23 protein-coding genes and 1 tRNA gene are annotated in these 26,368 nt (G+C 57.7%); 10 read left to right on the top strand and 14 right to left on the bottom strand.

Going from position 1 to position 26,368, the window contains the following annotated elements; genetic code table 11:
- Nucleotides 1-66: 66 nt before the first annotated feature.
- The 4 genes from I2I05_RS10345 (at nt 67) to I2I05_RS10360 (ending at nt 3,990) form a co-directional block, all read left to right on the top strand.
- Entirely contained in the window at nt 67-1,446 is a 1,380-nt protein-coding gene (locus I2I05_RS10345) for an aspartate kinase (protein WP_196282176.1), read from the top strand.
- Between the two features lie 33 nt (nt 1,447-1,479).
- Complete coding sequence (locus I2I05_RS10350; RefSeq protein ID WP_196282177.1) at nt 1,480-2,157, top strand: phosphatase PAP2 family protein; 678 nt, start codon at nt 1,480-1,482, stop codon at nt 2,155-2,157.
- Nucleotides 2,158-2,177: 20 nt separating this feature from the next.
- A complete protein-coding gene (locus I2I05_RS10355; RefSeq protein WP_196282178.1) occupies nt 2,178-2,840 on the top strand; it encodes a phosphatase PAP2 family protein in 663 nt (220 codons plus the stop codon).
- A 358-nt stretch (nt 2,841-3,198) separates the two neighbouring features.
- A complete protein-coding gene (locus tag I2I05_RS10360; protein WP_196282179.1) occupies nt 3,199-3,990 on the top strand; it encodes an SDR family NAD(P)-dependent oxidoreductase in 792 nt (263 codons plus the stop codon).
- A gap of 126 nt (nt 3,991-4,116) precedes the next feature.
- On the opposite strand, the gene I2I05_RS10365 is transcribed toward I2I05_RS10360, so the two are convergent.
- From I2I05_RS10365 to I2I05_RS10385, 5 genes are all read right to left on the bottom strand, one after another.
- Nucleotides 4,117-5,007, bottom strand: a complete 891-nt coding sequence (locus tag I2I05_RS10365) for a DUF2911 domain-containing protein (RefSeq protein ID WP_196282180.1) — start codon at nt 5,005-5,007, stop codon at nt 4,117-4,119.
- A 76-nt stretch (nt 5,008-5,083) separates the two neighbouring features.
- Nucleotides 5,084-5,776 (bottom strand): hypothetical protein, encoded by a 693-nt coding sequence (locus tag I2I05_RS10370; protein ID WP_196282181.1) that lies wholly within the window; start codon nt 5,774-5,776, stop codon nt 5,084-5,086.
- Nucleotides 5,777-5,852: 76 nt separating this feature from the next.
- Nucleotides 5,853-7,685: an ABC transporter ATP-binding protein gene (locus I2I05_RS10375; RefSeq protein ID WP_196282182.1), complete on the bottom strand. Its 1,833-nt coding sequence runs from the start codon at nt 7,683-7,685 to the stop codon at nt 5,853-5,855.
- A 68-nt stretch (nt 7,686-7,753) separates the two neighbouring features.
- Nucleotides 7,754-8,257 carry an energy transducer TonB gene (locus tag I2I05_RS10380; RefSeq protein ID WP_196282183.1) on the bottom strand — a complete coding sequence of 168 codons (504 nt, stop codon included), beginning with the start codon at nt 8,255-8,257 and terminating at the stop codon, nt 7,754-7,756.
- Between the two features lie 90 nt (nt 8,258-8,347).
- A complete protein-coding gene (locus I2I05_RS10385; RefSeq protein WP_196282184.1) occupies nt 8,348-9,850 on the bottom strand; it encodes a sodium:solute symporter in 1,503 nt (500 codons plus the stop codon).
- A gap of 168 nt (nt 9,851-10,018) precedes the next feature.
- On the opposite strand from I2I05_RS10385, the gene I2I05_RS10390 reads away from it, so the two are divergent.
- Nucleotides 10,019-11,203: a thioredoxin family protein gene (locus tag I2I05_RS10390; RefSeq protein ID WP_196282185.1), complete on the top strand. Its 1,185-nt coding sequence runs from the start codon at nt 10,019-10,021 to the stop codon at nt 11,201-11,203.
- Between the two features lie 6 nt (nt 11,204-11,209).
- Here I2I05_RS10390 and I2I05_RS10395 read toward each other — a convergent pair whose 3' ends face one another.
- The 3 genes from I2I05_RS10395 to I2I05_RS10405 all read right to left on the bottom strand — a co-directional run bounded on the left by I2I05_RS10395 (nt 11,210) and on the right by I2I05_RS10405 (nt 15,029).
- Complete coding sequence (locus I2I05_RS10395; protein WP_196282186.1) at nt 11,210-12,220, bottom strand: MBL fold metallo-hydrolase; 1,011 nt, start codon at nt 12,218-12,220, stop codon at nt 11,210-11,212.
- Between the two features lie 80 nt (nt 12,221-12,300).
- Nucleotides 12,301-14,169, bottom strand: a complete 1,869-nt coding sequence (locus tag I2I05_RS10400) for a M61 family metallopeptidase (RefSeq protein ID WP_196282187.1) — start codon at nt 14,167-14,169, stop codon at nt 12,301-12,303.
- Nucleotides 14,170-14,330: 161 nt separating this feature from the next.
- Nucleotides 14,331-15,029, bottom strand: coding sequence for a class I SAM-dependent methyltransferase (locus I2I05_RS10405; protein WP_196282188.1), 699 nt, complete (start codon nt 15,027-15,029; stop codon nt 14,331-14,333).
- A 192-nt stretch (nt 15,030-15,221) separates the two neighbouring features.
- Between I2I05_RS10405 and I2I05_RS10410 the strand changes: the two genes are divergently transcribed.
- Nucleotides 15,222-15,303: transfer RNA gene (locus tag I2I05_RS10410), tRNA-Leu, on the top strand.
- A 126-nt stretch (nt 15,304-15,429) separates the two neighbouring features.
- Nucleotides 15,430-16,089 carry a phosphatase PAP2 family protein gene (locus I2I05_RS10415; protein ID WP_196282189.1) on the top strand — a complete coding sequence of 220 codons (660 nt, stop codon included), beginning with the start codon at nt 15,430-15,432 and terminating at the stop codon, nt 16,087-16,089.
- 132 nt (nt 16,090-16,221) lie between these two features.
- On the opposite strand, the gene I2I05_RS10420 is transcribed toward I2I05_RS10415, so the two are convergent.
- From I2I05_RS10420 to I2I05_RS10435, 4 genes are all read right to left on the bottom strand, one after another.
- Complete coding sequence (locus tag I2I05_RS10420; protein ID WP_196282190.1) at nt 16,222-18,579, bottom strand: GAF domain-containing protein; 2,358 nt, start codon at nt 18,577-18,579, stop codon at nt 16,222-16,224.
- A 75-nt stretch (nt 18,580-18,654) separates the two neighbouring features.
- Nucleotides 18,655-19,206, bottom strand: coding sequence for a hypothetical protein (locus I2I05_RS10425; RefSeq protein WP_196282191.1), 552 nt, complete (start codon nt 19,204-19,206; stop codon nt 18,655-18,657).
- Nucleotides 19,207-19,314: 108 nt separating this feature from the next.
- Nucleotides 19,315-19,971 (bottom strand): hypothetical protein, encoded by a 657-nt coding sequence (locus tag I2I05_RS10430; protein ID WP_196282192.1) that lies wholly within the window; start codon nt 19,969-19,971, stop codon nt 19,315-19,317.
- A 207-nt stretch (nt 19,972-20,178) separates the two neighbouring features.
- Nucleotides 20,179-21,588 (bottom strand): dicarboxylate/amino acid:cation symporter, encoded by a 1,410-nt coding sequence (locus I2I05_RS10435; protein ID WP_196282193.1) that lies wholly within the window; start codon nt 21,586-21,588, stop codon nt 20,179-20,181.
- A gap of 321 nt (nt 21,589-21,909) precedes the next feature.
- Between I2I05_RS10435 and I2I05_RS10440 the strand changes: the two genes are divergently transcribed.
- Nucleotides 21,910-22,920, top strand: a complete 1,011-nt coding sequence (locus I2I05_RS10440) for an enolase C-terminal domain-like protein (protein ID WP_196282194.1) — start codon at nt 21,910-21,912, stop codon at nt 22,918-22,920.
- A gap of 5 nt (nt 22,921-22,925) precedes the next feature.
- Here I2I05_RS10440 and I2I05_RS10445 read toward each other — a convergent pair whose 3' ends face one another.
- The gene (locus I2I05_RS10445; protein WP_196282195.1) at nt 22,926-23,492 is read right to left on the bottom strand and encodes a DUF6799 domain-containing protein; all 567 of its coding nucleotides are present in this window, start codon (nt 23,490-23,492) and stop codon (nt 22,926-22,928) included.
- 156 nt (nt 23,493-23,648) lie between these two features.
- Here I2I05_RS10445 and I2I05_RS10450 point away from each other — a divergent pair, with 156 nt between their 5' ends.
- Nucleotides 23,649-24,104, top strand: coding sequence for a MarR family winged helix-turn-helix transcriptional regulator (locus I2I05_RS10450; RefSeq protein WP_196282196.1), 456 nt, complete (start codon nt 23,649-23,651; stop codon nt 24,102-24,104).
- 97 nt (nt 24,105-24,201) lie between these two features.
- Nucleotides 24,202-24,846, top strand: coding sequence for a YceI family protein (locus I2I05_RS10455; protein ID WP_196282197.1), 645 nt, complete (start codon nt 24,202-24,204; stop codon nt 24,844-24,846).
- An 89-nt stretch (nt 24,847-24,935) separates the two neighbouring features.
- Here I2I05_RS10455 and I2I05_RS10460 read toward each other — a convergent pair whose 3' ends face one another.
- On the bottom strand, nt 24,936-25,493 hold the full coding sequence (locus tag I2I05_RS10460) for a hypothetical protein (protein WP_196282198.1): 558 nt from the start codon (nt 25,491-25,493) through the stop codon (nt 24,936-24,938).
- Nucleotides 25,494-26,368: the final 875 nt, after the last annotated feature.

Here is a 26,368-nt window from a genome sequence, read left to right on the forward strand (position 1 = left end):
TGACGTTCTTTTGCAGTTAACTAGCTATTTCATTATCATAGGCTCCTGAGCCTTTTGCTTACCCCCGTGCTTACAGTAGAAAAAATCGGCGGCACTTCCATGACCGCCTTCGCCGATGTGCTCGACAACATCATCTTCCACAGCCGCAGCGGCCAGGACTTATACAACCGCATTTTCGTCGTCTCGGCCTACGCCAACGTCACCAATTGGCTGCTCGAAAACAAGAAAACCGGCGCCCCCGGCGTCTACCACCGCATCACCCAGCAGCAGGAGTTTCGGCAGGCGCTGCAGGAAGTGGCCACCAAGCTTCAGGAACTGAACAAGAACTACGAGCCGCTGGGCTTGAACCTGGCCGTGGCCGATGCCTTCATTCAGCAGCGCATCGACCAGGCCCAGACCTACCTCGAAAGCCTCACCAATGTGCTGGCCTCCGGCTACGTCAACAGCACCAATATTCTGCAAGCCGCCCGCGAAATTCTGGCCTCGATAGGGGAGGCGCATTCGGCGTTCAACTCCGTGAATATCCTGCAAAACCGGGGCGTAAACGCCACGTTGGTCGACCTGAGCGGTTTTGAGGACGCGCGGGCCCTGACCATTGACGAACGCATCAAGCAGGCCTTCGCCGGTATTGATTTTGCCAACACCATCTGCATTGCCACCGGCTATACCAAAGGCACTGAGGGTATTATGCGGGAGTTCGACCGCGGGTATTCGGAAGTGACCTTCAGCAAGATTGCCGTGGCCGTGCAGCCGGGGGAGGCCATCATTCACAAAGAATACCACCTCTGCTCCGCCGACCCCAATCTCGTGGGCCTGGAGCATTGCCGCCCCGTGGGCTTCACCAACTACGACGTGGCCGACCAGCTTGCCGACGTGGGCATGGAGGCCATTCACCCCAAAGCCTCGAAGCCGCTGGAGATAAACGCCATCAACCTGCGCATCAAAAACACCTTCGAGCCCGAGCACCCCGGCACGCTCATCACCCGCGATTTCGTGTCGAACCGCAAGCACATCGAAGTCATCACGGGCACCGACAAAGTCGTCCTCATCGACATCCACGACCCCTTGATGGTGGGCACGGCCGGCTTCGACCTGCACCTGATGCAGGTGTTTTTCGACCTCGGCGTGAGCTACATTTTCAAGGCCACCAGCGCCAACAGCATCACGCTGCTCATCTGGGAAAAAGACCTGCTGCCCGAGCTGGTGGCGGCCCTGGAAACCAAATACGAGCAGGTCACCATCGAAGACGCCGCCCTGGTCTGCCTCATTGGCTCCAACATCGACGAGCCTGGCCTGCTGGCCCGCGCCGCCGGCGCCCTGGCCGAGGCAGGCATCAATATCCGCAGCGCCGGATTCGCCCTGCGCAAGGTGAACATTCAGTTTATCGTGGGCCGCGAAGAGTACCAGCCGGCCATTGTGGCGCTGAATGCGGCCCTGGGGCACTAATCGTAGCGTGTTGCACTTGCGCCCCAGTTAGTTATGACGCTCCGTCAGTTTCTCATTTTTACTGCCATTACGCTCCCGAGTTGCATTCTACTCGTCCTGCTACTTGACCAGCCCTTGGCGCTATTTGTTAATCAGTACTTGTCGGGTGGGGTGCCCTTTTTTGCTGCGTACACCGCGCTGGTTGACGCTGGCTACAGTAAAACAATAGGGCTTCAGATTCTGCACCTGCCCGCCTTGTGGGTTTTGCTGATTGCGGGTTTTGTGGTGTTTCGTTGGGTGCTGCGGCAGCGCTGGGGAACCGTGTTTCTCATCGTGCTGCTCACCCACCTTGCCAGCCAAGCCAGTGCCAGCTTGTTGAAGGGCACTGTGCACCGACTGCGACCCGAAGTCCTGTTAGCTGCCGGCTACCAGGGTCTGGGATTCGGGGCAGCGACGGGGCATAATGACTCGTTTCCTTCGGGGCATGTGGCAGGATATTTCAGCTTGTTTATGCCGCTAGCCGTGGCGTTTCCGCGGTGGCAGGTGCCGCTCCTGGTGCTGCCCACCCTGATTTTGCTGGGGCGCTTGGTGTTGGGTGAGCACTACCTGTCCGACGTTTGGTTTTCGCTCTGGCTGGTGGCCGGGTTTACTTATTTGTTTGGTCTGCTTGGTCGGCGTCGAGCGACTAATACTGCAGCACTGATGATACCGGAAAGAGCAAAGCCGGTATAGGACAAAACTAACCCCATTGCATGAGCCTCCGCCAGTTTCTCAGCTTCACGGCCCTCACGCTGCCGGCATGTGTGCTGCTTATCTTCTTCCTGGACCAGCCGCTGGCGCTATTTTTCTATCAGTATTTCGGGTGGGCCATGCCTTTTTTCGGCGCGCTCACGGCCGCGGCCGATGCCACGCATGGCGCCCTGAAAATGCACGTGGTGGGCATTCCCGTCATCTTCCTGGCCTTGGGAGTGGCGTTTGTGGTGGGTCGCTACGTGCTCCGGCAGCGCGGGGCCACGCTTTTTCTAGTGCTGCTGCTCACGCACGAGTTCAGCATGGTGCTGGCCCGAGTGCTAAAAGGTGTGGTGCACCGCCTGCGGCCCGAGGTACTGTTCGGGACGGGCTATCCGGGGCTGGGCCTGTGGCAACCCGGCCCGCACAACGACTCATTTCCCTCGACGCACACGGCCGTTTACTTCAGCTTGTTCTGGCCGCTGGCGGTGGCATTTCCGCGCTGGCGGGTGCCGCTGCTGGCGCTGCCCGTCCTGATTGGGGTAGGGCGTTTGGTGCTGGGCGCGCACTACCTGTCCGACGTTTGGTTTTCGCTCTGGCTGGTGGCCGGGTTTACTTATTTGTTTGGCTTGCTGGGGCAGCCCCGCTTCAAAGTCGATGATGAAGAGGCGTTGAAAGCTGACTAACCAAGCAGTATTCGCACAAGGGCAAAGCCCGGAGACGGCCGCAAGGTCGTGGCTGGGCTTTTTTCATACACCTAAACGGAGAGCAACTATGCAGCCTGTTTGGGGTGGTTTGGGTCTTTGGAATGTAGTTGAAAAAGAAGCCAGTCAGCATTCCAGATGACGCGTTTCAGAAGGAGAGTGCAGGGATGAGAATAGTTGAAAAATAGGTAAATTATACAAGCTGCCGCAGGTGCCGGAAACCAGGCGCCTGCAGCTTCCGGGCATCCAAGGGCCCCGAGTGACTCATTCCCTTGGCTGGCAAATCGATTATCTGCTTGCTTTTTTGGTATGAAACCTCTCACTTAAACCCCCAGAAGCCATGAACGACCAAACCGCATTAATTACTGGCGCCTCAAGTGGCATCGGGTTCGAACTGGCCCGGTGCTTTGCCCGCGACGATTACCGGGTGGTGCTGGTGGCCCGCCACCTCGACGAGCTCAAAGAAGCTGCCCGCCTGCTGCATCAGGAATTCGAAGGCATTGACATTGTGCTCCTGCCCTTCGACCTGAGCCTGCCCGACACCCCGGACAAGCTGTACGCCGAAACCACCGCCCGCGGCCTGCAGATTGACGCCCTCGTCAACGACGCCGGCTTCGGCGAAACCGGCTACTTCTCCGACACCGACGTGGACACCGAAATGGCCATCATTCAGGTGAACGTGGCCGCGGTGGTGCACCTCACCAAGCTCTATTTGCGCGATATGGTGGCCCGCAACGCCGGTCGTATTCTGCAAGTGGGGTCAATCGCCTCCTTCACGCCCAGCCCGTGCCAAGCCGTGTACGCCGCCACCAAAGCCTTTGTGCTCAGCTTCACCGAAGCCGTGCAGCACGAGCTAAAGCAGCAGCATTCGGCCGTGACCATGACCGTGCTCTGCCCGCCCCCCACCGATACTAACTTCTTCCGCACCGCCCACGCCGAAAATACCCGCGCCGCCCAGCACCCGGCTTCGGCCCGGGAAGTGGCCGAAGAAGGCTACGATACCCTGATGGAAGGTGGCGCACGCAGCCTGCCCACCATGGGCGCCAAAGTCAACTTCTTCACCAGCCTGCTGCTGCCCGATTCCATGCTGGCCACCATCATGAACAATCAGCTGCATCCGGCCCATCGGTAAATCCGTCAAAGCCTTCCCACTGCCGGGACCTAACCGGCCACAAAAAAAGGCCGCAGCATGAGTGCTGCGGCCTTTTTAGTTAATGGCAGAGGATGAAATCCTCAAGCTGGAATTTGACGCGGGAACTTACTTCCCGGCTTTCTTCGCTGCCGCCATCAGTTCCTCGTTCATTTTCACGTACTCACCGTTGGGCGGCGTGGCGGCCAGAGCACCTTTCTTGGAAGCCTCGGCGGCTTTGATGGCGCCGGCGTAGTCTTTCATTTTCAGGCGCATTTTGGCTTCGGAGTGCAGGTTCCAGAACTTGGCGTCCGTGGCATTGGCTTTTTCCATCCAGGCCACGGCCTGCTTCATGTCCTTGTTGTTGTCGGCGTAGTACACGGCGGCAGCGGCGAGGTCGCCGGCCGAAGGAGTGGCGTTTTTGGTGATTTTCTCGTCAATCTGCGCCAGCACTTTGCTGTCGACGTCGGCGGTGATTTTGAATTTAGCGCCCACGTTGCCCCACTCCATGGCCACGTTGGCGGTGCCGGGTGTCAGGTCGGTGAAGTTGATGGTGAAGGACTCCACTTTGCTGCCCGCTTTGTAAGGCTTCACGGTGAGGCGGGCCACGTCCTGGTCTTCCTTAAAGCCTTCCACGTCGGCGCCCTGCTTCAGGCTCTTGTTCAGCACCACTGTCCACTCGTTGGCACGGGGAATGGTGTAGATGCCGTACTCGCCGGCCGGTACTTTTTTGCCGTCGATGGTCACATCATCGGAGAACTTGATGCTGGTGGTGGCGTTGGCGCCCGTGCGCCAGCGTTGGCCTAGCGGCGCCAGCGGGGTTTTGTCGCCGAACGCCGTGCGGCCTTTCAGGCTGGGGCGCGAGTACACAATGGTTACATCGGTGAGGCCCACGCGCTGCGTGATGGTGCTGGCGGGGCTGGCCGCAGGCGTCCGGATTTGGGCTTGGGCCGCAGGGGCCGCCAGCAGCGTAACAGCCGTAGCCAAAGTAGCAGAGAAATTCAGCAAATGCTTGCTCATCAGAAGGGGAGGAAATTGGTGGTTTGTTGTGGGCTCAAAAGTACGAAACCCGCGCTAGGGGCGCGGGTTTCAGAAATTATTGTGCTTGAATTGCTGGTAAACCCAGTGGGTAATCAATATGATTGGACTGTGTAAGAAGAACAAACCGATTTGTTCCTTGTGCATTCACTAAGGCTATCAATTGGTCTACATATGGCATCTTGACTGCTGATTCAATCATGAGATTGACATAAGGACCATTCCTGTGGTTTTCTCGTGCCACTTCTCTACTCGTTCTTATACATTCTGACAATTGCAAGGAGTCAAGTGACTGGTATATCCCATTTCGAAGCAATTCCTGACGTTTAAATAGCGATAAATTTAAGAAAGCAGGAAGCTCCTTAACATCGACGGCCAAAAACGGAAGTGTTTCTAAGACACCAATTTGGGATTTTGTAAAGTCAACTTGATGCAAGGAAGCTACGCGTCTGAAAATCTCCGCTTGAATTTTATTGTCAAATGCTGGTGCAGCAAATGAATATTGTTTTTTAGTGTTTAAGCTGATAATTGCCACATTATCACTGTCTAATCCTTTCGTGCATGTTATCGGAGTGTGCGCGACAAGTTGCTCAAGCGTCACAATACCGATTTCTTTCTGTCTGAAACGACTCGAGGACATATAGAAAAATGCAACGAGGAGCACCACAAAGGCAAACGGAGCCATGTCTGGCAACGAGATACCTCTTTTTCCATTACGTCCTGACGCCAGTCTCTGCCTTGTGGAATTCATGATAATAAATAAGGGCGGCCGTTGATTCACTAAAGCTAGCGAATCAACGGCCGCACTCTTCTAATAGTATCAATTTCTAACTCAGTTCAAACTGCAGTTTCAGCAGGTTCGCATACAGCCCGTTGTCGTTGTCGGCCAGTTCCTCGTGCGAACCTTGCTCCACAATGCGGCCGCCATCAATCACCAGGATTTTATCGACTTTGCGAATCGTGCTCAGGCGGTGGGCGATGATGATGGAGGTGCGGTCTTTCATCAGCTCGTCCATGGCGCCTTGCACCAGCTTTTCCGACTCGGAATCGAGTGCGGAGGTGGCTTCGTCGAGCAGCAGAATGGCGGGGTTTTTCAGGATGGCGCGGGCAATGGCCACGCGCTGGCGCTGCCCGCCCGATAGCTTTATTCCCCGCTCGCCTACCACTGTATCGAGGGCTTCGGGGAAAGAGGCGATGAACTGCCAGGCATTGGCCTTGCGGGCCGCCGCGATGATTTCCTCGTCAGTAGCCGCCGTATTGCCGTAGGCAATGTTCTCGCGGATGCTGCCGCCGAAAAGCAGCGTTTCCTGGGGCACTATGCCGATGTGGCGGCGCAGTTCCGTGAGGTCGTAGCTGGTGATGGGCCGGCCGTCAATCAGGATTTCGCCCCCGCTCAGCTCGTAGAACTGCATTAGCAGCGACACAATGGTGCTTTTGCCGGCGCCGCTGGGGCCGACGAGGGCAATTTTCTCGCCCGCTGCAATGTCGAAGCTGATGTCCTGCAACACCGGCAAATCGGGCCGGGTAGGATAGGTGAACGCCACGTGGCGGTACTCAATGTTGCCGTGCAGCCGGAGCGGTGCCTGGCCTGCCGGGAGCGGCAAGTGGGTGGGCTCGCTTTTTTCATCCAGAATTTCCAGGATGCGCTCCGAAGCGCCCAGCGTGCTTTGCACCTTACCATACAGCTCGCCCAGCCCCGCAACCGAGGCGCCTATAAACATGGTGTACAGGGCAAAAGACGTCAAATCGCCAATGGTCATCTGGCCCGATTGGGTGAGCGTGGCGGCCCGCCACAACACCAGAATAATGCCCCCAAACAAGCCAATAATGACGAAGGAGACAAAGGCCCCGCGGTACAAATTGCTCTTGAGCGCCGCTTGCACCGTCTTGGTGAGCGAAGCCGTGTAGCGCCGCGTTTCGAATTGCTCGTTGGTGAAGGCTTTCACCGTATTGATGCCTTGCAGTGTTTCTTCCACCACCACGTTGGCCTTGGCCAGCTCGTCCTGCGTGGTTTTGGCCAGCACCCGGATTTTGCGGCCGAATACCATGGCCAGCACAACAATGGGCGGAAACGTGGCCAGCATAAACAGCGACAGCTTCACCGATACCACCATGATGAACACAATGCCCGCCAGCAGCGTGGTTACCTGCCGGAACAGCTCGGCCAGCGTCAGCGAAAACGTGTCCTGAATCTGGGCTACGTCCGAAGTAATGCGCGAGGTAATGGCCCCGACTCGGTTTTTCTCGAAAAACGGAATGGGCAGCGATACAAACTTGGCATAAAGAGCCTGTCGGATGTCGCGTACGGTGAACTCGCTCACCCGCGTAAAAAACCAGATGCGCCCGAATGAGAACAAGCCCTGGCACACAATCACGGCAAACAGGCCAATGGCAATGCGGTTGATGCCCACCACCATGCCACCGGGCAGGGCCACAGGCTTGCCGTTGGCTACGTCCACGAGCTTGCCGATTATCCACGGAAACATCATGGTGGTCGTGCTGCTGAGCAGCAACAGCACCATGCCCACAATAAAATTGCCCTTGTAGGGCAGCACGTAGCGGAACACCCGCAGGCTGCGCCGGAAGGCTTCTTTGGTAAGCTTGGGTTTGGGGGCGTCGAGCGCGACGTCGCCACTGGTATTCAATCCACTACGGGCCATTCCACAACTAAATTCTGGGCCAAATAATAATCGGGGCCGTGCGCTGGCACGGCCCCCCTTTCAGCAAGCTAGTTTTTCTGCTTGTTCAGCGGTTGGCGGCGGGATTGCTCCACCCGCATTTCGCCGGCCCCGCCAAAGGGCACGGGCAACTGAATGAGCACCGCCAGCGGCCGGCCGCGGCGCATGGCCGGCTGCCAGCCCGTGAGCAGCGGCACCACCCGCAGGGCCTCCGCATCGCACTCGGGCGAGAGCGACTTCGCCACCACCGGGTTGGTCACCGAGCCGTCGGCATTCACCGTAGCCGTAACCAACACAATGCCGCCGAGCTGCTTGGCGCGGGCCGCCTCGGGGTAATTGATGTTTTGGAGGAAGAACAGGCCCAGGGCTTGCTCGCCGCCGGGATACACCGGGGCGCGGTCGGGGCGGTTGGCGGCGGGGTTGGCCTGCACCTGCATGTGGCCCGGCTTCAGCACAATGGTCTTCTGGTCGGCCGGGGCGGGGGCGGGCTGCTGGGCCATGGCTACCGGAGCAGCAGCCAGCATCAGCAATAACGAGAGCGTAATCTTGGTCATAATAAATGGATAGGAAGCTGATAAACTGCTACGTCTACGCAGACGCACCAGCCGGGAAAATATTTCTTTTCTCTGCCCTACGGCAACTTGCTAAACCCCGGGTTGGGGCAACGGGTTCAAGCGGGCGGGGCGGGAAATGGCCAGCAAGCCCAGGAACACCAAGGCGCCGTTGAGGAGGAGGATTTCAAAGCCGAACTTATAGCCGTTGAGCCACTCCACCGAGTGTGACACGATAAGCCAGGTCAGCAGCACGGCCGTGATGCAGGTGGGCAGCACCAGCCCGTCGCGCAGCCCCCGCTTGGTGAGGATGCCAAACGCAAACAGGCCCAACAGCGGCCCGTAAGTAAAGCCAGCGGCTTTGTAAACGGCATCAATCAGGCTTTGCTCGTTGATGACGCGAAAGATGAGGATGATAACAATCAGTACCACCGACCAGCCCAGGTGGGTGAGCTGCCGCAGCTTCGCCTGCCGCGCTTCGGGGTATTTGCTAATGCCCAGAAAATCGACGCAAAACGAGGTGGTGAGGGCCGTCAGGGCGGAGTCGGCCGAGGCGTAGGTGACGGCAATGATGCCCAGAATGAAGATGATGCCCGCTACCAGCGAGAACTGCGTGGTGGCCAGGAAAGGGAATACTTTGTCGGTGTCGAGGGTGCCCCGCAGGTTCAGCAGCTGCGGCATCTGGTCGAGCTGCAGGCCGCGGGCCGACGCGTACTGGTACATGAGCACGCCCAGCGTCAGAAACAAAATGTTGACGCACACGATGACGGGCGTAAACCAGAATAGGTTCTTCTGGGCTTCGCCCAAGCTGCGGCAGCTCAGGTTTTTCTGCATCAAATCCTGGTCGAGGCCGGTCATTACGATGGTGATGAACATGCCGGAGGCAAACTGCTTCCAGAAGAATTTGTCGTCCCGAAAATCGGAGAAATACACCTGCGACATGGGGCTGTCCGCAACGGCCGAGACCAACTGCTTGAAGGAGTAGTTCAGGGCATCCGACATGAAATAAATGCTCAGGCCCACGCAGCTCAGCATGGCCAGCGTCTGAAAGGTATCGGTCCACAGAATGGTCTTCAGGCCCCCTTTGAAGGTGTAGAGGTAGATGAACATGATGCTGACCACCACCGTCACGGCAAAGGGCACGCCCATCGAGTCGAACACGGCCAGCTGCAGCACGCCCGCCACCAGATACAGACGCAATGCCGAGCCCAAAGAGCGGGAAATCAAAAAGAACAGCGCCCCCGTTTTGTAGCTCCAGTAGCCAAAGCGCTGCTCCAGATAGGTATAGATGGACACCAGCCGCAGCCGGTAGTACAAGGGCAGCAGCACGGTGCCAATCACGACGTAGCCGGCCACAAAGCCCATGGCCACGGCCAGGTAGCTCCAGCTTTTGCCGTACACGTTGCCCGGCACCGAAATAAACGTGACGCCCGACAGCGAGGTGCCAATCATGGCGAAGGCCACCATGTACCACGGCGCGTTGCGGTTGGCAACGAAGAAACTTTCACTCGTAGCCCCCCGCGAGGTGAGGATGGCAATGACGATGAGAACGGCGAAGTAACCCGCAACGAGGCTTAAAACGAGAGTTGGCGACATAGGCGGCAAAGGTAGCGCCGGTAAGCGCCGCCGTGCACCATTGCCGCTGGGCGGGTTGCGTGACGGCGGCAGAGCGGTGCCGTTAGGCTGCCTTTCGGTCTATATTCGAGCCTCCAATGCCCGGGCCACACGTAGCCCATAAATTCTCCCGCCTAATTCTACCACTTTATGCGCCACCTCTTCTTTGTCTGGATTTTCCTGCTCAGTCATGTTGTGGCGCACGGCCAGGCGGTCGGGGTTGCTTTCCGAAGCGGAGCATGGGCTGAAGTGCTGGCGACGGCTAAAAAGAGCCAAAAGCCCATTTTATTCTACGCGTGGTCGCCCAGCTGCGGGCCATGCGTGGGCATGGCCCGCGATGTCTTTCCCGATAGCGCCGTGAGTAAGTACTACAATACAAACTTCATAAGCTACAAGGCTAATATCGACGAAGGCGAGGGCAAAGTGCTGGCCAGTCGCTACGGCATCAGGTCGCTGCCCGCCTACCTGTACTTTACGCCTGAAGGCCAGCCGTTGCACCGCAGCGGCGGCGGAAAACCTGCAACGGAATTTATCGAGGATGGCAAAGACGCCCTCAATCCCAGTAAAGCGTATTTCACGCTGAAAGCACGTTACCTTTCTGGCGACCGCACCGCGGCGCTTTTGTATGCCTTGAGTAATGGAGCGGGCATCCAGGAAGATGAAAGTCTCCACAGCCAAGTGACGGGCGAGTACCTGAAAACCCAGAGCATGCAGGAAATGGCTGCTCAGAAAAATCTGGAATACGTTTTCAATCAATACATGGCGTATGAGTCGCCGGCGTCGCAGTATTTTCTGAAGCATCAGCCTGCCTTTGTGCCGCAGTTTGGGCAGCAAGCCGTCAGCCGGAAAGCCGTGCGCATCATTAGCCAGGCGGCTCGTCCTTTTGGTATGCAAAACGACTTGGCGGGTCTTGGCCAGCTGCAGCAATCCATTGCTCGTCTGCTGCCCGCCCAAGCTACGCAGTGGCAGCAGCTGGCCAAAATTCACTACCTCCTCAGCCAGCCGCAGCGTAACTGGCCGGCCTACGTTGCTGCTACCCTAGCCTATGGCCAGCAGTTTGCGGCGCAGGACAGCTACACCCTGTACGAAGCCACCTCCTTTCTAACCGCTTTCGTCAACGACAAAGCCCTGCTAACCAAAGCGGACCAGATAATCCGGCAAGCCATTGCGACCGACAGTAGCCATTTCTATCTGATGGCCCGCGCCAAACTGCAGCACAAGCTCGGCAACAACACGGAAGCTGCTGCTCTGGCCACTGAGGCAAGCGCCACTGCTGCCAAAGCGGGCGAGAATCAGGATGAAGCCCAACAGTTTCTGGCAGAAATCAAGAAATAGGGCGGACTACTCCCAATCCTGCCAGCGCATCACCTCGCCCACGGCTGGCGTGTGTAGGTCGCCGCGCAGCAGGCCCTCGGCGGCCACGTCGTTTAGCTGCCGCAGGGGCTCCGACGCGGGCTCGTCCGACAGGCTGAACGTACCGTAGTGCATGGGCACCACGTGCCCGGCTCGCAGCACATTGGCCGCCTTGGCGGCTTCGTGCGGGTTTACATGGCTTTGGGCCATCAGGTAGGCGGGTTTGTACGCGCCAATCGGCATCAGCACAATATCGATGGGGCCAAATTGCTTTTCGATGGCTTCAAAATGCTCAGCGTAGGACGTATCGCCGGCGAAGTAAATCAGCTTATCGGCCACCCGAATGAGGAAGCTGCCCCAGAGCACGCGGTTCATATCGGCTAGGCCGCGGCGGTGCCAGTGGGAGGCGGGCAGGTAGGTAATTTCCAGCGGCGCATCCGGGCCCAGGTCGTATTGCTGCCACCAGCCGGCTTCTTGTACCGGCAGGCTGGGCGCCATGCCGCGCAGCAACGGCCCCATCCGGAGCGAGGACAGCACCTGCATGTCTGGATTTTGCTGGGCCAGCAGTCGGATGCTCTTCTCGTCGAGGTGGTCGCGGTGCCCGTGCGAAAGCAGCAGGTAATCGATGCCGCGAATGGCTTCGGGCTGGCAGGGCAGGGCGTGGCGATGGCGCAGCCCCAACGAACTGAATAAAACGGGGTCAAACAGCAGCGTGACGCCCGCCACGCGCAGCAGAAAACTGGCATGCCCCAGCCACACCAGCATGTCTTCGGTAGCCGAAAAAGCGGCGTTGCACTCTATCACAGCTGGCGCCCAGGTATCCAGCTTCTTTTCTTCCTTTTGCGGATTGGTGGAGAGCTGCCACTTCAGTGCTGTGGCAAAGCTGGGCTCGAACAACGCCTCGCCGTTGGCGAATTCGTTGCCGAAAAGCTTGTTGCCGGGGTAGCCGGCCCGCACGGTAGGCAGTGCCTCGTTGCGCAGGTAAGAGATGGAAGCCATAAGGGAAAAGACCAAATTGCCCGACTTCACGTTGTAATCGGGCAATTCGTTTCGAGGAAATAGAACCGACGGTTAAGCCGTTAGTTTGCTGCTTTGCTGGCAAGCCATGCTGCCCGCAAGGCTTTTTGATTGGGCGAATATTCCAGTTTTTCGACGGTTTCGACGGGCTTTATCTGCACATTAGCGTCTTCGGACAAGATGAGCTGCGTGGTCTTTTCCGCACCGTTTCGGGTTTTCACTTTCACAAATACGACGTCGCTGGGCGAGTGCTTGCGCAGCACGCTTTCCAGGTCGCTGGGGTTTTTAAGCGCCTTGCCATCGAGCATCACCAACTGGTCGCCGCGGTCGATGCCGGATTTGTACAACCCCGAGCCGATTTGGGTGTTGCTGGCCACAAGGCACCGGCCCTCGCTGTCGAACTCAACCTGTCGGGACAATGCTAAGCCCGAGGCTTTATTGGGTACCGTCGCCAAGCCGGCTGCCAATAGGCTTTCGCTGAAGCGGGGCTGCTCGCGGCCGTACACGTACTGCCGGAAGAAGCCATTGGCAAAAGCCGTGTCTTTGCTCACTTCGCCCAGCACGCGCTGCAGGTCCGGCACGGTGTAAGGGGCCGTGGGGGCGTTGCCCTGCTGCTTCTTCCCAAACTGCTGCCACAGCGCCTGCATGTAGGCATCGAGGGTGGTGCGGTGGTTTTGGCGCAGCTGCAAGTCGAGCGCCAAGGCAATGCCCGCGCCTTGGTCGTAATAGGACAAGTAGGTGTTCACCGAATTGAGCGGCGACAGGCTCGTCGCGGCATCTATAAACGCGGCCTGGCGGCTCATGTCGATGGGGGAGGCGAAGCGGGCGCCCGGGCTGTTCTGGCGCAAGTTCACCCAGCGGCTGATGTCGTCCCAAAACTCCTGCTCCGAAATTAGGTTGGCCCGGCGCAGGGCCAGGCGGCCGTAGTATTGCGTGAAGCCTTCGGCAAACCATAGCGCGTCGCTCATGTTGGCGCGCTGGAAGTCAAAAGGCTCCAGGTCGCGCGGCCGCAGGCGTTCCACGTTCCAGGCATGGAAAAATTCGTGCGATGCGGTGCCCAAGTTGCGCGTGCCTGCTTCTTCGCTCAAGGGGCGCGGGCTGGTGAGCGAAGTGGAGTTGCGGTGCTCCATGCCGTCGCTGGTGGCCTGGGGCAGGTAGTTGGCGATGAACGTATAGCGGGCGTAGTCAAACGTGGGCAGCTCCCCGAAAATAGCTTTTTGCTCTTTCACTACCTTCTGCACTTTTTGCGCAAAAGCGTCCACATCGGCGGCCGGGCCTTGGTATACCACCGCCAGTTCAATGGTCTGGTCTCCTTCGGGCCAGGTGCGCACCTGCTGTTCGCCCAACGACACCGGGCTGTCCATCAGGTACTGCATATTGGGCGCTGTGAAGGCGTTTTTCTCGCTGCCGGGGCGCAGTTGGGTCGCTACTTTCCAAGTAGCGGGCAGGTCAAACTTCACCTCGGCCGGCCGGCTTTCCAGGCCCGTGGCGTAGCACAGCGTCGCCGGAATATTGAGGTGGGCATATTGCTGGTCGATGCCCGCGTAGGTGCCATCGGTGCGGTCGCCGTACAGGGTGTAGCTGAAGTTTACGGTACCGTCGGCGCCAGGCGTCACATCCCAGCCGTACGGGTCGGGCCGGTTGAGGGCCAGGGGGCGGTTGGCACCATCGGTAGCCACCACGTAGTACACGTTTTTAGCAAATTCGTGCAGGGCGTAGCGGCCGGGCGAGCTACGGGCCATTCGAACGTGGAGTGGGCCCTTTGGCAACCCCGCAAACGTGGCCGTGATGCGGGCCTCGTGGTGGATGGCGTAGGGAAACGACACCGCGTACTGCACCGCTGGACCTACAGGGGCTTTAGCCGGGGACTGGGCCTGGGCCGTGCCAAGAGTAAAAGCCCACAAGATGGTGGCGCGAACAAAAAGTGTCATAGCTGGAAATAGTTGAAGACGAGAAACGAAGCCGTAACCACTGAGATTACGAGCTCGCAAAGTTGCGGAAAATATGCAATACCAGCAGACTTCTAAAAGCAGGATAAGGCTTTGGTAGCGAAAAAAATATGTTTCAATACGTTGAGCCTGGAAATTCCGAATCAACGTCGAAGTGGCCGGGTTTCTTCTGAAAAAACCACTGCTTCTAGGGCGCCGCCAAAGAACGTGCGGCTGCGAAGCGGCACCAGGCCCAAATTGCCCAACGCAATGTGCAGTTCCGGTAATGCCCGCGCCCGCAGCCCCGTCGTGAGCCTGAAAAAAGCATACATCAGCTGTAGAAGTAACCGCCGCCAGCCACCTTGGGCGGGTCTAAAATCGGCCAGAAGCCACGGCGCACCTGGCCGTTGGGCCGAGCGCAGCTGGGCGAGTGCTGTTTCAAGTTCATCGCCGGCAATACAGTCCAGGACAAAAAAGGTGATGATTGCGTCAAACGTTTCGGCGGGCTTCAAATCCGCCTGTGTGCCGTGGCGAAACTCGACTTGCGCCGTGGCTTGCGGCCGTTCGCGCTCCAGCCGGGCGCGGGCACGGGCCAGCATCTTGGGCGAAGCTTCCAGGTAAAGCACCGTGGCATGGGGGCGGTGGCTTAGCACCTCCGTCAGCACCCAACCGGTGCCCCCGCCCAAGATTAGAATCCGCGGCGCCCCACTGGGCAAGCCAAGCAGTGCGGCCCGTTGCGCACGTTTGAGGGCGGACCCAAATACCAATCCGGCCAAAGCATCGTAGCACCACGCTACCCGGTCGAAACCGGTGGTTTGGGGGCTCGCCGATGGGGCATTGGGGCCCACAGACGGGTTGAACATGCAGAAACGAGCGGGAAGGAGAAAAAAAATGCATCGGCAAGTAACTGAAAAACAATCAGCGGTGCCATCAGTGTTGCTTTCAATGCGAAAAAAATGGGCCATGTGTTGTTCCACTGCAAATTGGAACTGTATCTTTGCACCATCAAAAGGCCGCACTTTCTAACGGGAAGAGCGGCCTTTTGTCCACTGCATGCGCTTGTGGCGAAATTGGTAGACGCGCTGTCTTCAGGCGGCAGTTCCGCAAGGTGTGGGAGTTCGAGTCTCCCCGAGCGCACGTTTTTGAAAAAAGCCAGCCCCTGTGGGCTGGCTTTTTTTGTTTTGCGTAATTGACCTAGCTGTTCCCCTCCGCATTTCACCTGACCATTCGGCAGCAATGCCTATGAACCGTTTTACATCCCGTTTGCTAACCCTAGTTGGGCTGCTGACTGCCGAAATCGTGTTTGGCGTAGTGCTGTTTATCGCGGCATTCGCTGTGTTTTTCTACATGACCCGGGTGGTGTTCGTGAATAATTCGTTGGCGCTCGACAACTGGGCTTCGAACCTAATGGACGGCTTCCGGCGGGACATACCGGGCCTGACCGGGCCGGTGCGGTTCGTGACTTTTTTCGCGGCCCTGCCTTTTTTGCTGCCCGCCAGCCTGATTGGGCCGTGGCTTCTGCGGCGGGCCGGCTACCGCCGCGAAGCGTTCGAGTTGGTTGTGGCCATGTTTGGCGGCATTTTGCTGAACCAGCTGCTGAAAATGTACTTCAACCGGCCCCGTCCCAGCAATGCCTTGCTGCAAACGCTGGGCCTAAGCTTCCCGAGCGGGCACGCTATGTTGGGCATGACCTTCTACGGCTGCCTGGCCTGGCTCTTGGCTCGGCATTTCGGGCGGCCCGGTTGGGCAATTCCCTTGCTCATTTGGGTGGGCATGATTGGCCTGACCCGGGTGTACCTGCATGCCCATTACGCCACCGACGTCTTGGCCGGGTTTGCTGGCGGGGCTGCTTGGCTTGTAGCCTGTCGGCTGGGAATCAAGCTTTTCTGGAAAGAGGAAAAAGAAATTCTGAGCGAGGAATAAAGCAGCCACTTCTCCTCCAAACGTCGTCAGTACTCCGCAGCAGCACGATGCCCCAGCTGCGTTGCACAATTAGTGCAACGAGGCTGGGGCATTATTATATTCTGTAAATCTGCCTGTTAGCAGGGTTTCTGCCTAAAGCTGCACCCGCACCCGCAGGGCTAATAGACCTTTCACGCCCTGCAATTCTTCCAGCTCCAGCTCCTCAACCCCGGCTTCGAGCAAGCCCCGGTCTTGAAGGTAATCGATGTATTCGTAGTACTCCACCGCCTCGCGGCTTTGGGCATAAACCAAGGCAATGGTGCCGGGCTGCGTCAGTCGTTCGCCCGTGCCGATGACAGTGGCTTTGTCGATTCGCTTTTTAATGATTTCATAGCGAATGTTGTAGGTGCCGTCGACGTCGAACTGCCGCTCATCCTGCCGAAAACGGATGCTGAGCGACTGGCCGTGAATCAGTATGAGCTGCGTCGTGTCGAGCTTAACGGGAAGCTGTTCCTTGAGCGCGGCGGTGCGGCGGGTGATTTCCACCATGGTCAGTAATTGCCACAGGCGCAGGTTTTTCAGGAAAACCAAGTCAAATGGCTTGTCCTCGACCAGTGCGCCGCCCACGAAAATATTGTACTCCACGCCATCGGTTTTGTAGCGCTCGAAGTAGTGCGGAAACATGTGCTGCGCCTTGTCTTCTTCCTCATCCAAAAAGTCACTAACTGCGTCATTGAGCATGGTGACGCTGGTTTCGAAATCTTTCCGGCGCTTGTACAGAATGCCGAGTTTGGGGTCAATGCTGTCCCAATACTTGGCGGTAATTGGGCGCAATTCCGGCGTGTGGGTGGCAAGGTATTCAAACAGGGGTTCCACCTCGCGGCTCAACGAGTCGTAGATATTCGCCTCGTCGCCAGAGAGTAGGCCTTCGCGCAACCGCTTCAAATTTTTGGTTACGTAGAACTTTAGCTCGTCAAGAATGGGCAGCTGTTGGTATTCAGATGCCTTCTTCAAGACCTTGTTGGCCAGTGTAAGGTGCTCCACCAAGTCGCCCTGAATGGCTTCGTTGCGCACCGTGCTGCTGCCCCGAATGTCGCAGGAGCCGTGCAGCGGGTACACGTCCTCGAACACAATGGCTTCCATTTCGGCCGTGCGGTTGCCCGCGTCCAGTTGCACCAGCAGGTTGCGGGCCGCGTCCATGAAGCGCCACTCCATGGTGGGGTGGATGGCCGTGAATTTCTCCCGGATAATGGCGTGCACGCGGGTTTGCAAGTCCTCCGCGTTGCGTTTCACGGCCACGGCAAACAGGGGCAGAAACTGCGCCACCTTGTCGAGCTCGAACTCGTCGAGCCCGCCTACTTGCGGCGTGCCAAGCTCCAGCAAGCCCACCGTGTCGTTGCCATAGGGCAGCAAGGCCAGAATGGCAGAGTTGATGCCCAAATCCATGATTTGATTGCGCAGGTCGGCCGGGATATCGGAGGTGGACACGTTTTTCAGCACCAGCGGCTCCCGCTCGCGCAGGAGGCGGTCGTAAATCAGCCGGAAGCTGCTGTCGGCCGATTGGTGCTGCACCTGCTTGGTAAGAAAGCTGTGGTTGATTTTGCGGCCAAAATCCACAAAGGCTCGCTTTTTTTCGTCGTAGGCCGCAATGCCAAGCTGCAGCGAAGGCTGCGCAAATAGCACCCGCAGCTTCTCCTGAATCTGCTCGAAACGCGCCGGGGTTTGCAACACGTCCCGCTCCAGCAGGTCGTATTTCAATTCCGACATAATCTCCTGGTCCGTCACATCAACCAAGTGAATAATGTTGAAGCCTTCCAACTCAAAGTGATGCGGCGGCAGCAATTCCTCCCACAACTCAACACGGTGCCGGTTGTGAATAAGGGTATCCATGGCCTCTGGCGAGAGAACCGGCGGTTCGCCCACCACCCGCACCGTCACGAAGTCGGAGTTAAAATCGATGCCGTAGTGCCGATACAGGCCAATCTGGTAGTCGGGAACCGTGAAAATGATGGTACCCAACGACGGGAGCTCGGCCCCGTACACGCGGTGGAGCACCAAATGATAGGCCATCAGCCCCATTTGCTTTTCCATGGCCACCATGTCGATGTTCAAGGGCTGCTTGATGGTGCGGTCCTTGTTGAGCATCACCTCTTGGAAATGCGGCGTGGAGTAGAAGCTGCGCCGCTGAAATGGGCCCACCGCCCCGCTGATATCGGTGGCAAACGCGGCGGGCGGAAACACGGCCAGCATCAGGGTCTCAATCAGGTCGCAGTTGGAATCCAGCACGCTGTGGTCGGTGAGCAGCCCGCGGCACCACGGTTCCGCGGCCACCTGCTCGCCAATGGCGCGGGCCAGCAAGGCCACCCCGGTATTGCTGGCTTGCTCGCGCTCGTGCCAGTACGATATCAACGGCTCCAGGCTGAGCGTTGAGCGAAACGGGAAATAAGAAGTTGGTGCCTTGGGCGATGCAGGTACCGCAGGCGCCATTGGAGGAAGAGGTTCAGCAGGCATAGGGAAGAAAAACACAATTTCCGGCCGACCAGTTGCAGCACGGCTAATACTATACGTGAGTCGCTTCCGGCCCGGCTATTTGGTAACCGGGATAGCGGGCACTTGCTTCAAATCGACCACAAACGTGCTGTCGGAGCCGGTGCCGGTTCGTTTGGGGCGCGTGGCGTAAACCGTTTTTTCGGCGTTGGTGTAGCAGGTGCAGCACCCGTCGCCCGCCAGGCTGCCGCTCAACCGGACGCTGTCAATTACCAAAGCGGTAATCGGAACAGGCTTGGCGCCGGGTTTTTGCACAAGGTATTGGATTGCATACCGATACCCGTTGAGCTTGGTCGAACCCACCTGCGTAAACGGGGTTGTGTTGTTCAGCCGAATGCTGTCACGGAGCTGGGCCGCCGTTCGAATTAGCGTTACCGTTTCCACTTTGTTGGTGGGCAGGTAAGGCAGCGGCGAACGCAGGATAATAATGGTATCGAGGTCGGCCGTGCCGAAAGCCGGAGAGAAACTCAGCTGCACGGCGTCGGCTTGCTCGTCCTGGCAGTCGCACACGTCATTGGCGCAGCAGCCGCTGAGCAGCAGTAAGCTCAGGCAGCAGGCGGTAGCGAACCGATTAGGCAGAGGATAGGTCATGACGGGGATAAAGGTAAGGCCCGTAGCGCCCACCTCACCGGAGTGGGGGAGGGTGCTACGGGCCTCAATAGTTTAATGGAGAAGCGATGCTGGGAACGCGGGTTGGGCCTACCGGCTGCCGGTGACCGTGGACGAAGGCAGCGTGGGGTTTTCTACCGTGCCACCCGAGAGCAGCAACGGCCGCAAGCGGGCCGTGGCCGTGTCGAGCTGCGGCCGAATCTGGGCCATGGCGCCGCGTAGGGCAATAACGTCGGCCAGGCGGGGGGCAGTGGTTTGCGAGTACCCGTGGTACATGGCCACTTTCACTGCCGAGGTGCCGTTGCCCACGTACGAACCCAATAAGTTGCCGGCGGCGTCGCTCACCTGCACTTCAGCCTGGAGGGTGGTTTTATACCATTCTAGTGGGATGCCGATGACGGCCGGTACCAGAAACGTCAAAACCTGCAGGCCCTGCAAGCCACGGCCCGTGCGGATGGTGCGTACCTTCTTCACCACCAGTTTGGCGTAGCCAAACGTCGCCGTATCGGTGGGCTCGGTGAGGTTCACGCGGCATTCCTGTTGAAACAGTTTGAGGGGGTCTTCGGGCAGGGCGCCATCATTCATGGCCAACGGGCCCTGGTCGGCCAGAATTTCCAGTGCCGGTAACCTAGTGGAGATGGCTGCCGAAGGGGGACCTTTCATCATGGACTTTACTGACACGCAGGCTGGTGCCATCAGCAAGGCCGGGGCAAAAGCCAAAAAGGCGAGTAAACGAGTAAGTTTCATAGATGTAAGTTAATAGTAATGAGGGAAAAAGAAAATAAAATGTCCAAAAGATGCCAAAATCTTTATTCTTCTGTAGAAGCAGGGGCTAAGTTAGCCCGGCAAGTTGGCACACAGCCTATTTTTCGGCAAAGTGCATGAAATTACCCGTGCCCGGAATCAGCAGTCTAGGTACTTCGACTGGCTTACCAAATGATGGGGAGGCGCTATTTAATGCGCGCTACTGGCCAACTGTTCGGTTTCCACTTCCGTGGGGTCGGGGCCTTGGTAGTCGTCGATAAATTCGCCTTCCCAGCGGGCCACCACCGCCGAAGCCAGGCAGTTGCCCAGCACATTCACCGCCGTCCGGGCCATGTCCATCAGGGCATCAATGCCCAGAATAATGAACACCGGCCAAGAGGGGAGGTTGAACGAAGCAACGGTGGCCAGCAGGATTACCAGCGAGGCCCGCGGCACGCCCGCCACTCCTTTGCTGGTCAGCATCAGGGTGAAAACCATGAGCAACTGCTGCCCAAACGTGAAGGGCACGCCGGCCGCCTGGGCCACAAACACAGCGGCCAAGGACAGGTAAAGCGTGGTGCCATCTAGGTTGAACGAGTAGCCTGTAGGCATTACGAAGGCCACAATGCGGCGCGGCACGCCAATGGATTCCATAGCTTCCATGGCCCGCGGCAGGGCGGCTTCCGAGGACGTCGTCGCAAACGCAATGCTCACCGGCTCGGCTACGGCGGCCAGGAAGCGGCGCAGGGGAATGCGGGCAAGCAACGCCACGGGCAACAGGACGATGATGGCAAAAGCAATGAGGGCCCCGTAGAGTGTGAGGAGCAGTTGCAAGGCATTAAACAAGGGCGCAAAGCCCATTTTACCCACGGTATAGGCCAAGGCCCCGCCAACTCCTAAAGGCGCAAAAAACATCACCACGTTGGTGAACTTGAACATAACCTCCGACAGGCTTTCGCAGAACTCCAGCATCACGCGGCGGGGGCGTTCGGGCGTGAGGGCCAAGCCAATGGCAAACAAAATAGCAAATATTACCACCTGCAACACCTGGCCTTCGGCCACGGATTTGGCGATGTTTTCGGGGAAAATGTGCAGGATGATATCAGCTGCCGTTTGCGGAGCCACCGAGGCGAGTTTTTCCTCCTTCACACCGGCTTGGCTGATGCCCACGCCCGCTTTGGTGAGATTGATGGCCGCCAGGCCAATAAACAGCGCAAACGTGGTAACGATTTCGAAGTAAATAAGGGCCTTGAGGCCCATGCGGCCGACCTGTTTCAGGTTGGCATGGCCGGCAATGCCAACCACCAGCGTGGCAAAAACCAAGGGCGCAATGATGGTTTTTACCAACCGTAGAAAGGCATCACTCAGTACTTTGAAGTTCATGGCGACGTCGGGGGCGTCGTGCCCCAGCTCGATGCCCACGAGCATGCTGTACACAATCCAGAGCGTGAGGGAGCGCCGCGGGGCCACTACCGCGGCCAGCACCGCCAAGGCCAGCCACCGGGCCGCAACGGGAACGTATTCGGGTAGTGCTACTAAACCCTTAGCGTTCAATACGGTGAGAACGAGGGCAATCAGTACGAAGACAACTGCAACGAGGAATAAACGAGATTTCGTCATGCAACTAAAAAGGCCGTGGTATGGAATGAGGCCATAAAGAACGGCATTATCCGGCCAGCAACCCGGTACTCGGCTGGGCTTGCCCGGCAGAGACTATAAAAAATGCCCCGAAACCGACCGGCACGGGGCATTCTTACAAGAAATTGGGAATGCCTGACCTGGCGGGCTATGCGGTTGTCCGGCTTTGTTGTTAGCTGTTGATGTTTGAAAAATCGGCCAGTACGGCCGACTTGCTCGGCCATTCCCCAGGCTCTGACGTAGGCGGTTCAACATTTGGCCGCATCTTCAATACCGCCTTTTACGGTCTCACCCCTCGTGCCCATGCCCAGCTGGACCCTGACTTCGCACACGCTGCACCTGAATTACGTCTGGAAAATATCCCGCAATTCGTCTGCTACCAAAACCAACCTGCTGCTGCGCGTGAGCGGCAATGGCCACAGCGGCACCGGCGAGGCCGCGCCCAATGTGCGCTACGCAGAATCGCCGGAACTGCTCCAGGTCCAGTTCGACACCTTGCAAGCCCACGGGTTGTCGGCCATTGTTTCCCTGCCCGAGCTGGATGCTTTGCTGGCCGCGCAGCCCGTGGCGCACGCCTTGAGCTTTGCCTTGGAGGCGGCGCTAGTACAGTGGCTGGCCGCCTGTGCTCACCAGCCGGCTTGGCAGTGGCTGGGCTTGCCACCGCCCGCCCGCAGCGTGCCCACGGCCTTTACCCTGCCCATCATGGCACCGGGAGAAGTTGCGGACTTTCTGCGCCAGCAGCGGGCCGCACGGTTTCAATTGCTCAAAATCAAAGTCAACCAAGCCGAAGGCCTCGACTTGCTGAAAGCCGTGGCCCAGGCCCTGCCCGGCCATGCGTTGCTGGTGGATGGCAACGAGGCGTGGCCCGATGCGGACAGTGTGTTGCGGTTTCTGGAACAGGCCGCCACCGTGCCCGGCCTGCACCTGAAACTATTGGAGCAGCCCTTGCCCGCGGCCCACGCCGATGACTACCGCTACCTGCGTCCCCGCAGCGCGGTGCCGTTGCTGGCCGATGAATCGGTGACGGACGCGGCCGATTTTGCGGACATCGCCCAGCAGTTCCACGGCGTGAACGTGAAGCTGATGAAGGCCGGCGGCTTCCGCCGCGGCATTGCGCTGCTGTGGCAAACCCGGGCCCACGGGCTCATCCCGATGCTGGGCTGCATGGTGGAGTCGAGCGTGGGCATCGCGGCCGCCATGCACGTCAGCGCGCTGGCCGACGTGCACGACCTCGACGGCTTCCTTATTGTGAAAGACGAACCGTTTGGGCTGGTGGGGGAGGAAGCGGGGCAGGTGTCGCTGCGTAACGGCTAGCCGTCTTACTTCGGGGCGTTTAGTTTGATGTTCACCTGCTCCAGTTGGTCGTCGATGGCTTTGGTATCGGGCGTGTCGGTGCGGCCCTGGCTCAGCAGGTTGACTTTCTGGGTGAGAAGGTCAATTTTTTGATTGAGCAGCGATACTTGCATGGCCGGGTCGGAAAACCCTTGGCCGCGTTGGATGTAGGTATCAAACTTGCCGTCGGTACCGATGGGCCTTTTGCCCTGAGCGGCCGCCGCGCTGCCGGGCGTGGCAAACACGACGCCGCCGTCGGCGCGCACGTAGTCGCCTTCGCGCAGGGTGAGCTTTTTGCCAGTCGGGTTAATCTTATCAGCCGGCATCTCCACGATGCCGTTTTTGTAGTTGATTTTCACGCCGCTGGCGAGTTTGACGTTTTTCGTCAAGGGCGTAATCTTGGTGCCGTCGCGGCGCACCACCTCCCCATCTTTAAACACGAATTGGGTGCGGGCGGTGGTTTGCACGGGGAAGCCGCCGTCTTGGGCAGCCGCGAAGCGAGGGGCCGAAGCTAGGCAGCCAGCGGCAAGCAGAATGAAAAGAAAACGAGGCATGGGAATGGAATGGTTGTTGAGTTTGTGAGGATACGTCTTTTTGCTGATTAGGTAAACATTGCGGTCTCCTGACAAAATTATTATTTAAAAATCCGGGAACAATGTTGCAACATTAAATGTACCTACATAAATTTGCATCCGATTCCACTATCAGCCATGCGTATCGAAGACGAAATCAAACAGCCGCTGTTTCAGGACGAGCACCAGAAAGCGCATATCAATCTGGTGTACACGGCCGGGTGGTTGCAGTTGCGCCAAGCCATTGCTTTCAAGCCGTTTGGTCTGACTTTGCCCCAGTTTAACATCTTGCGGATTCTGCGCGGCCAACACCCGCTGCCCGCCACGGTGGCCTTGCTCATCGACCGCATGCTGGACAAGACCAGCAACGCCTCGCGCATTGTGGACCGGCTGGAAGAGAAAGCGCTGGTGACGCGCACCGTGTGCCCGGCCAACCGCCGTGCCGTCGATATCCGCATCACCCAAGCCGGCATGGATTTGCTAAACCGCATTGAAGAAGCCGGCATTGCAAGGTGCCACGGCATGAGCCTCCTCAGTGCGGAGGAAGCCCACCAATTGAATACCCTGCTCGACAAGATTCGAGACGAAGACTAACCGCATTTTTCCTGTGGCCCGGGGGCGCCGCTGTGCGATTCCCGCCGTCCGCCTTTTTTAAATTAACCGATTACCTTTTTTCAAATTCCTTTTTCAGATGAAAAAATTCCTGTTGCCCGCCCTGTTTGCCGTTGCCGTATTGGGCACTGCTCCTGCTGCTTCGGCACAAAAAATGAATAGCACCAAGATGGCGACCAACGCGCCCGCCTTCAAGTTGCAGCCGCAGCTGAGCACCCTGGGCTGGGAGGGCAAAGCCGTAACCCACGGCCACAACGGCACGATGAACTTCTCCAACGGCGAGCTGCTGGTGAAAGGCAACGCCATTGTGGGCGGCACCGTGACCGTGGACATGAAGTCGATGAAAGCCACTGACATCGCCGATGCGGAGAGCCAGGGCAAGTTTGTCGGCCACATGAGCAGCGACGACTTCTTCGGCGTGGAGAAAAACCCCACTTCGACCTTCAAAATCGTGAGCGTAGCCCCCATCAAAGGCGCCGCCAAGGATGCCAACAACGCCACCATCACCGGCGACATGACCATTAAAGGCGTTACGCAGCGCCTTTCCTTCCCCGCTAAAGTAGGTGTGAAGGATGGGGTGGCCGCCGCTACCGGCAAAATGACCATCGACCGCACCAAGTTTGGCCTGAAGTACGGCTCGAAGTCGTTCTTCGAGAGCATCGGCGACAAAGCCATCTACGACAACTTCGACCTGACTTTCAACGTGATTGCCAAGAAGTCGTAATGACGCTACCGGTCGGCCTGGCTAATTATTGCTAGGTGAATCACTGCGTTATGCAAACAAAAAAGCCCGCCAGTATTGGCGGGCTTTTTTTATTCCGGCACGGCGAAGCTTCTGGGAAGCTCGAACTTGAGGTGGCGGCTTTTGCTGCGGTTGTGCAGCTCGGCCAGCACCTCGTCCAGCGCCGGCTTGTATTCCACCCACAGGTCTTCGTGCAGGCTTTTTAGAATCAGGGCAGGAAGCCGGGCAGCCAGCCGGGCCGTGGCGTTGAAAAAGCCGTCGTACACACTGTCAAATTGACCCGAGTAGTTATCGAGGCACAGCCGCAGAATGTATAGAAGCAAGTCGATTTCCAACTGCTTGCTTTTAGTGATGCGCCGGGCACGCGCGGCTTCCTGCACACTGGCCCGCAGGGCCTTCACAAGGCTGCGGTTGAGCAAGCGGCCGGACACGGCCAGGTTAAACGTTTCGTGAATACGGTCGGCCGCTTCTTCTTGAATCTGCGCCAGCGTAACGTCCGCAAGCAGCTCATACCGAAAGGTTTCATACAATTCAGCGTCACGCCTGACGGCCCGCAGCAGCAAAGCTTCCTTCTCGCTTTCGGGAAGGCGCTTGAGAACTTTTTTAAAATCAGAGGAGGGAACAGGCATTAGTGGTGATTAGTGAAGAAATATCATTAAATATTTATGTGGCTGGAAAGCATCAATTTCAGATTTGCTATACACGAGTTATACATGATTTGTGGATAAAAAAACATCAACATTATTAGTTAAAATGGTAGATAAAATATTATTTAGTGATAAAATTTATTTGTTTAATTAAAAAAGCTCGGCCATTTGTATCCCCTTCTTCCCACTCTCCAGCCATATATTTATGAAGCTCATCTCCTATCTAATGCACCCCCTTGGGGCAGCCTTTTTCTTGTCATTGGCCGCTGCGCCCGCGCTGAAGGCCCAAACCGGAATTGGGACACGTAGTCCTCATGCCTCGGCGGTACTTGACATTACAAGTACAAACAAGGGCATGCTGCTTCCCCGGGTGGCCCTGAAATCTACCAGTGATGCCATCACGATTCCCAATCCGGCGAATTCCTTGCTGGTTTACAACACGAATTCCCCAAATCCGGCCAACCCATTGATTCCTGCACCGGGTATTTACTATAATTCCGGTTCCGGTACCAGTCCGAACTGGGTGCGGTTTGTGAGCACCTCCGCTGCAGTGGGCCTGGAGTTTTGGGGCACCACGGGCAATTCAGTTACTGCCGACAATTATCTGGGGACTAATAATAATGCGGATTTGGTTTTTAAAGTCAACAGTCTTGAGCGTTTTATAATACGCCCCAATGGCACTTCTCACTTAACGTCTGATTTTGAAGTCACTGGGAAAACTACCTTGGCCGGCGACGTAAAAGTGACGGCCCAAGCCCATACGACCTTGCGCGATACGGATGTTGGGCTTTCAAGTGCACACGCATTATTGCAAATTTTTGGAGATGCTACAGTAACGGGTACAAAAACAGGGAATG

Source organism: Hymenobacter jeongseonensis (genome assembly GCF_015694725.1).
In the GTDB taxonomy this organism is placed as follows: domain Bacteria; phylum Bacteroidota; class Bacteroidia; order Cytophagales; family Hymenobacteraceae; genus Hymenobacter; species Hymenobacter jeongseonensis.

Excerpts from the sequence above, each read along its gene's own strand:
- I2I05_RS10350 (WP_196282177.1), top strand. The coding sequence starts at position 1,480 with ATGACGCTCCGTCAGTTTCTCATTTTTACTGCCATTACGCTCCCGAGT.
- I2I05_RS10355 (WP_196282178.1), top strand. The coding sequence starts at position 2,178 with ATGAGCCTCCGCCAGTTTCTCAGCTTCACGGCCCTCACGCTGCCGGCA.
- I2I05_RS10360 (WP_196282179.1), top strand. The coding sequence starts at position 3,199 with ATGAACGACCAAACCGCATTAATTACTGGCGCCTCAAGTGGCATCGGG.
- I2I05_RS10365 (WP_196282180.1), bottom strand. The coding sequence starts at position 5,007 with ATGAGCAAGCATTTGCTGAATTTCTCTGCTACTTTGGCTACGGCTGTT.
- I2I05_RS10370 (WP_196282181.1), bottom strand. The coding sequence starts at position 5,776 with ATGAATTCCACAAGGCAGAGACTGGCGTCAGGACGTAATGGAAAAAGA.
- I2I05_RS10375 (WP_196282182.1), bottom strand. The coding sequence starts at position 7,685 with ATGGCCCGTAGTGGATTGAATACCAGTGGCGACGTCGCGCTCGACGCC.
- I2I05_RS10380 (WP_196282183.1), bottom strand. The coding sequence starts at position 8,257 with ATGACCAAGATTACGCTCTCGTTATTGCTGATGCTGGCTGCTGCTCCG.
- I2I05_RS10385 (WP_196282184.1), bottom strand. The coding sequence starts at position 9,850 with ATGTCGCCAACTCTCGTTTTAAGCCTCGTTGCGGGTTACTTCGCCGTT.
- I2I05_RS10390 (WP_196282185.1), top strand. The coding sequence starts at position 10,019 with ATGCGCCACCTCTTCTTTGTCTGGATTTTCCTGCTCAGTCATGTTGTG.
- I2I05_RS10395 (WP_196282186.1), bottom strand. The coding sequence starts at position 12,220 with ATGGCTTCCATCTCTTACCTGCGCAACGAGGCACTGCCTACCGTGCGG.
- I2I05_RS10400 (WP_196282187.1), bottom strand. The coding sequence starts at position 14,169 with ATGACACTTTTTGTTCGCGCCACCATCTTGTGGGCTTTTACTCTTGGC.
- I2I05_RS10405 (WP_196282188.1), bottom strand. The coding sequence starts at position 15,029 with ATGTTCAACCCGTCTGTGGGCCCCAATGCCCCATCGGCGAGCCCCCAA.
- I2I05_RS10420 (WP_196282190.1), bottom strand. The coding sequence starts at position 18,579 with ATGCCTGCTGAACCTCTTCCTCCAATGGCGCCTGCGGTACCTGCATCG.
- I2I05_RS10425 (WP_196282191.1), bottom strand. The coding sequence starts at position 19,206 with ATGACCTATCCTCTGCCTAATCGGTTCGCTACCGCCTGCTGCCTGAGC.
- I2I05_RS10430 (WP_196282192.1), bottom strand. The coding sequence starts at position 19,971 with ATGAAACTTACTCGTTTACTCGCCTTTTTGGCTTTTGCCCCGGCCTTG.
- I2I05_RS10435 (WP_196282193.1), bottom strand. The coding sequence starts at position 21,588 with ATGACGAAATCTCGTTTATTCCTCGTTGCAGTTGTCTTCGTACTGATT.
- I2I05_RS10440 (WP_196282194.1), top strand. The coding sequence starts at position 21,910 with ATGCCCAGCTGGACCCTGACTTCGCACACGCTGCACCTGAATTACGTC.
- I2I05_RS10445 (WP_196282195.1), bottom strand. The coding sequence starts at position 23,492 with ATGCCTCGTTTTCTTTTCATTCTGCTTGCCGCTGGCTGCCTAGCTTCG.
- I2I05_RS10450 (WP_196282196.1), top strand. The coding sequence starts at position 23,649 with ATGCGTATCGAAGACGAAATCAAACAGCCGCTGTTTCAGGACGAGCAC.
- I2I05_RS10455 (WP_196282197.1), top strand. The coding sequence starts at position 24,202 with ATGAAAAAATTCCTGTTGCCCGCCCTGTTTGCCGTTGCCGTATTGGGC.
- I2I05_RS10460 (WP_196282198.1), bottom strand. The coding sequence starts at position 25,493 with ATGCCTGTTCCCTCCTCTGATTTTAAAAAAGTTCTCAAGCGCCTTCCC.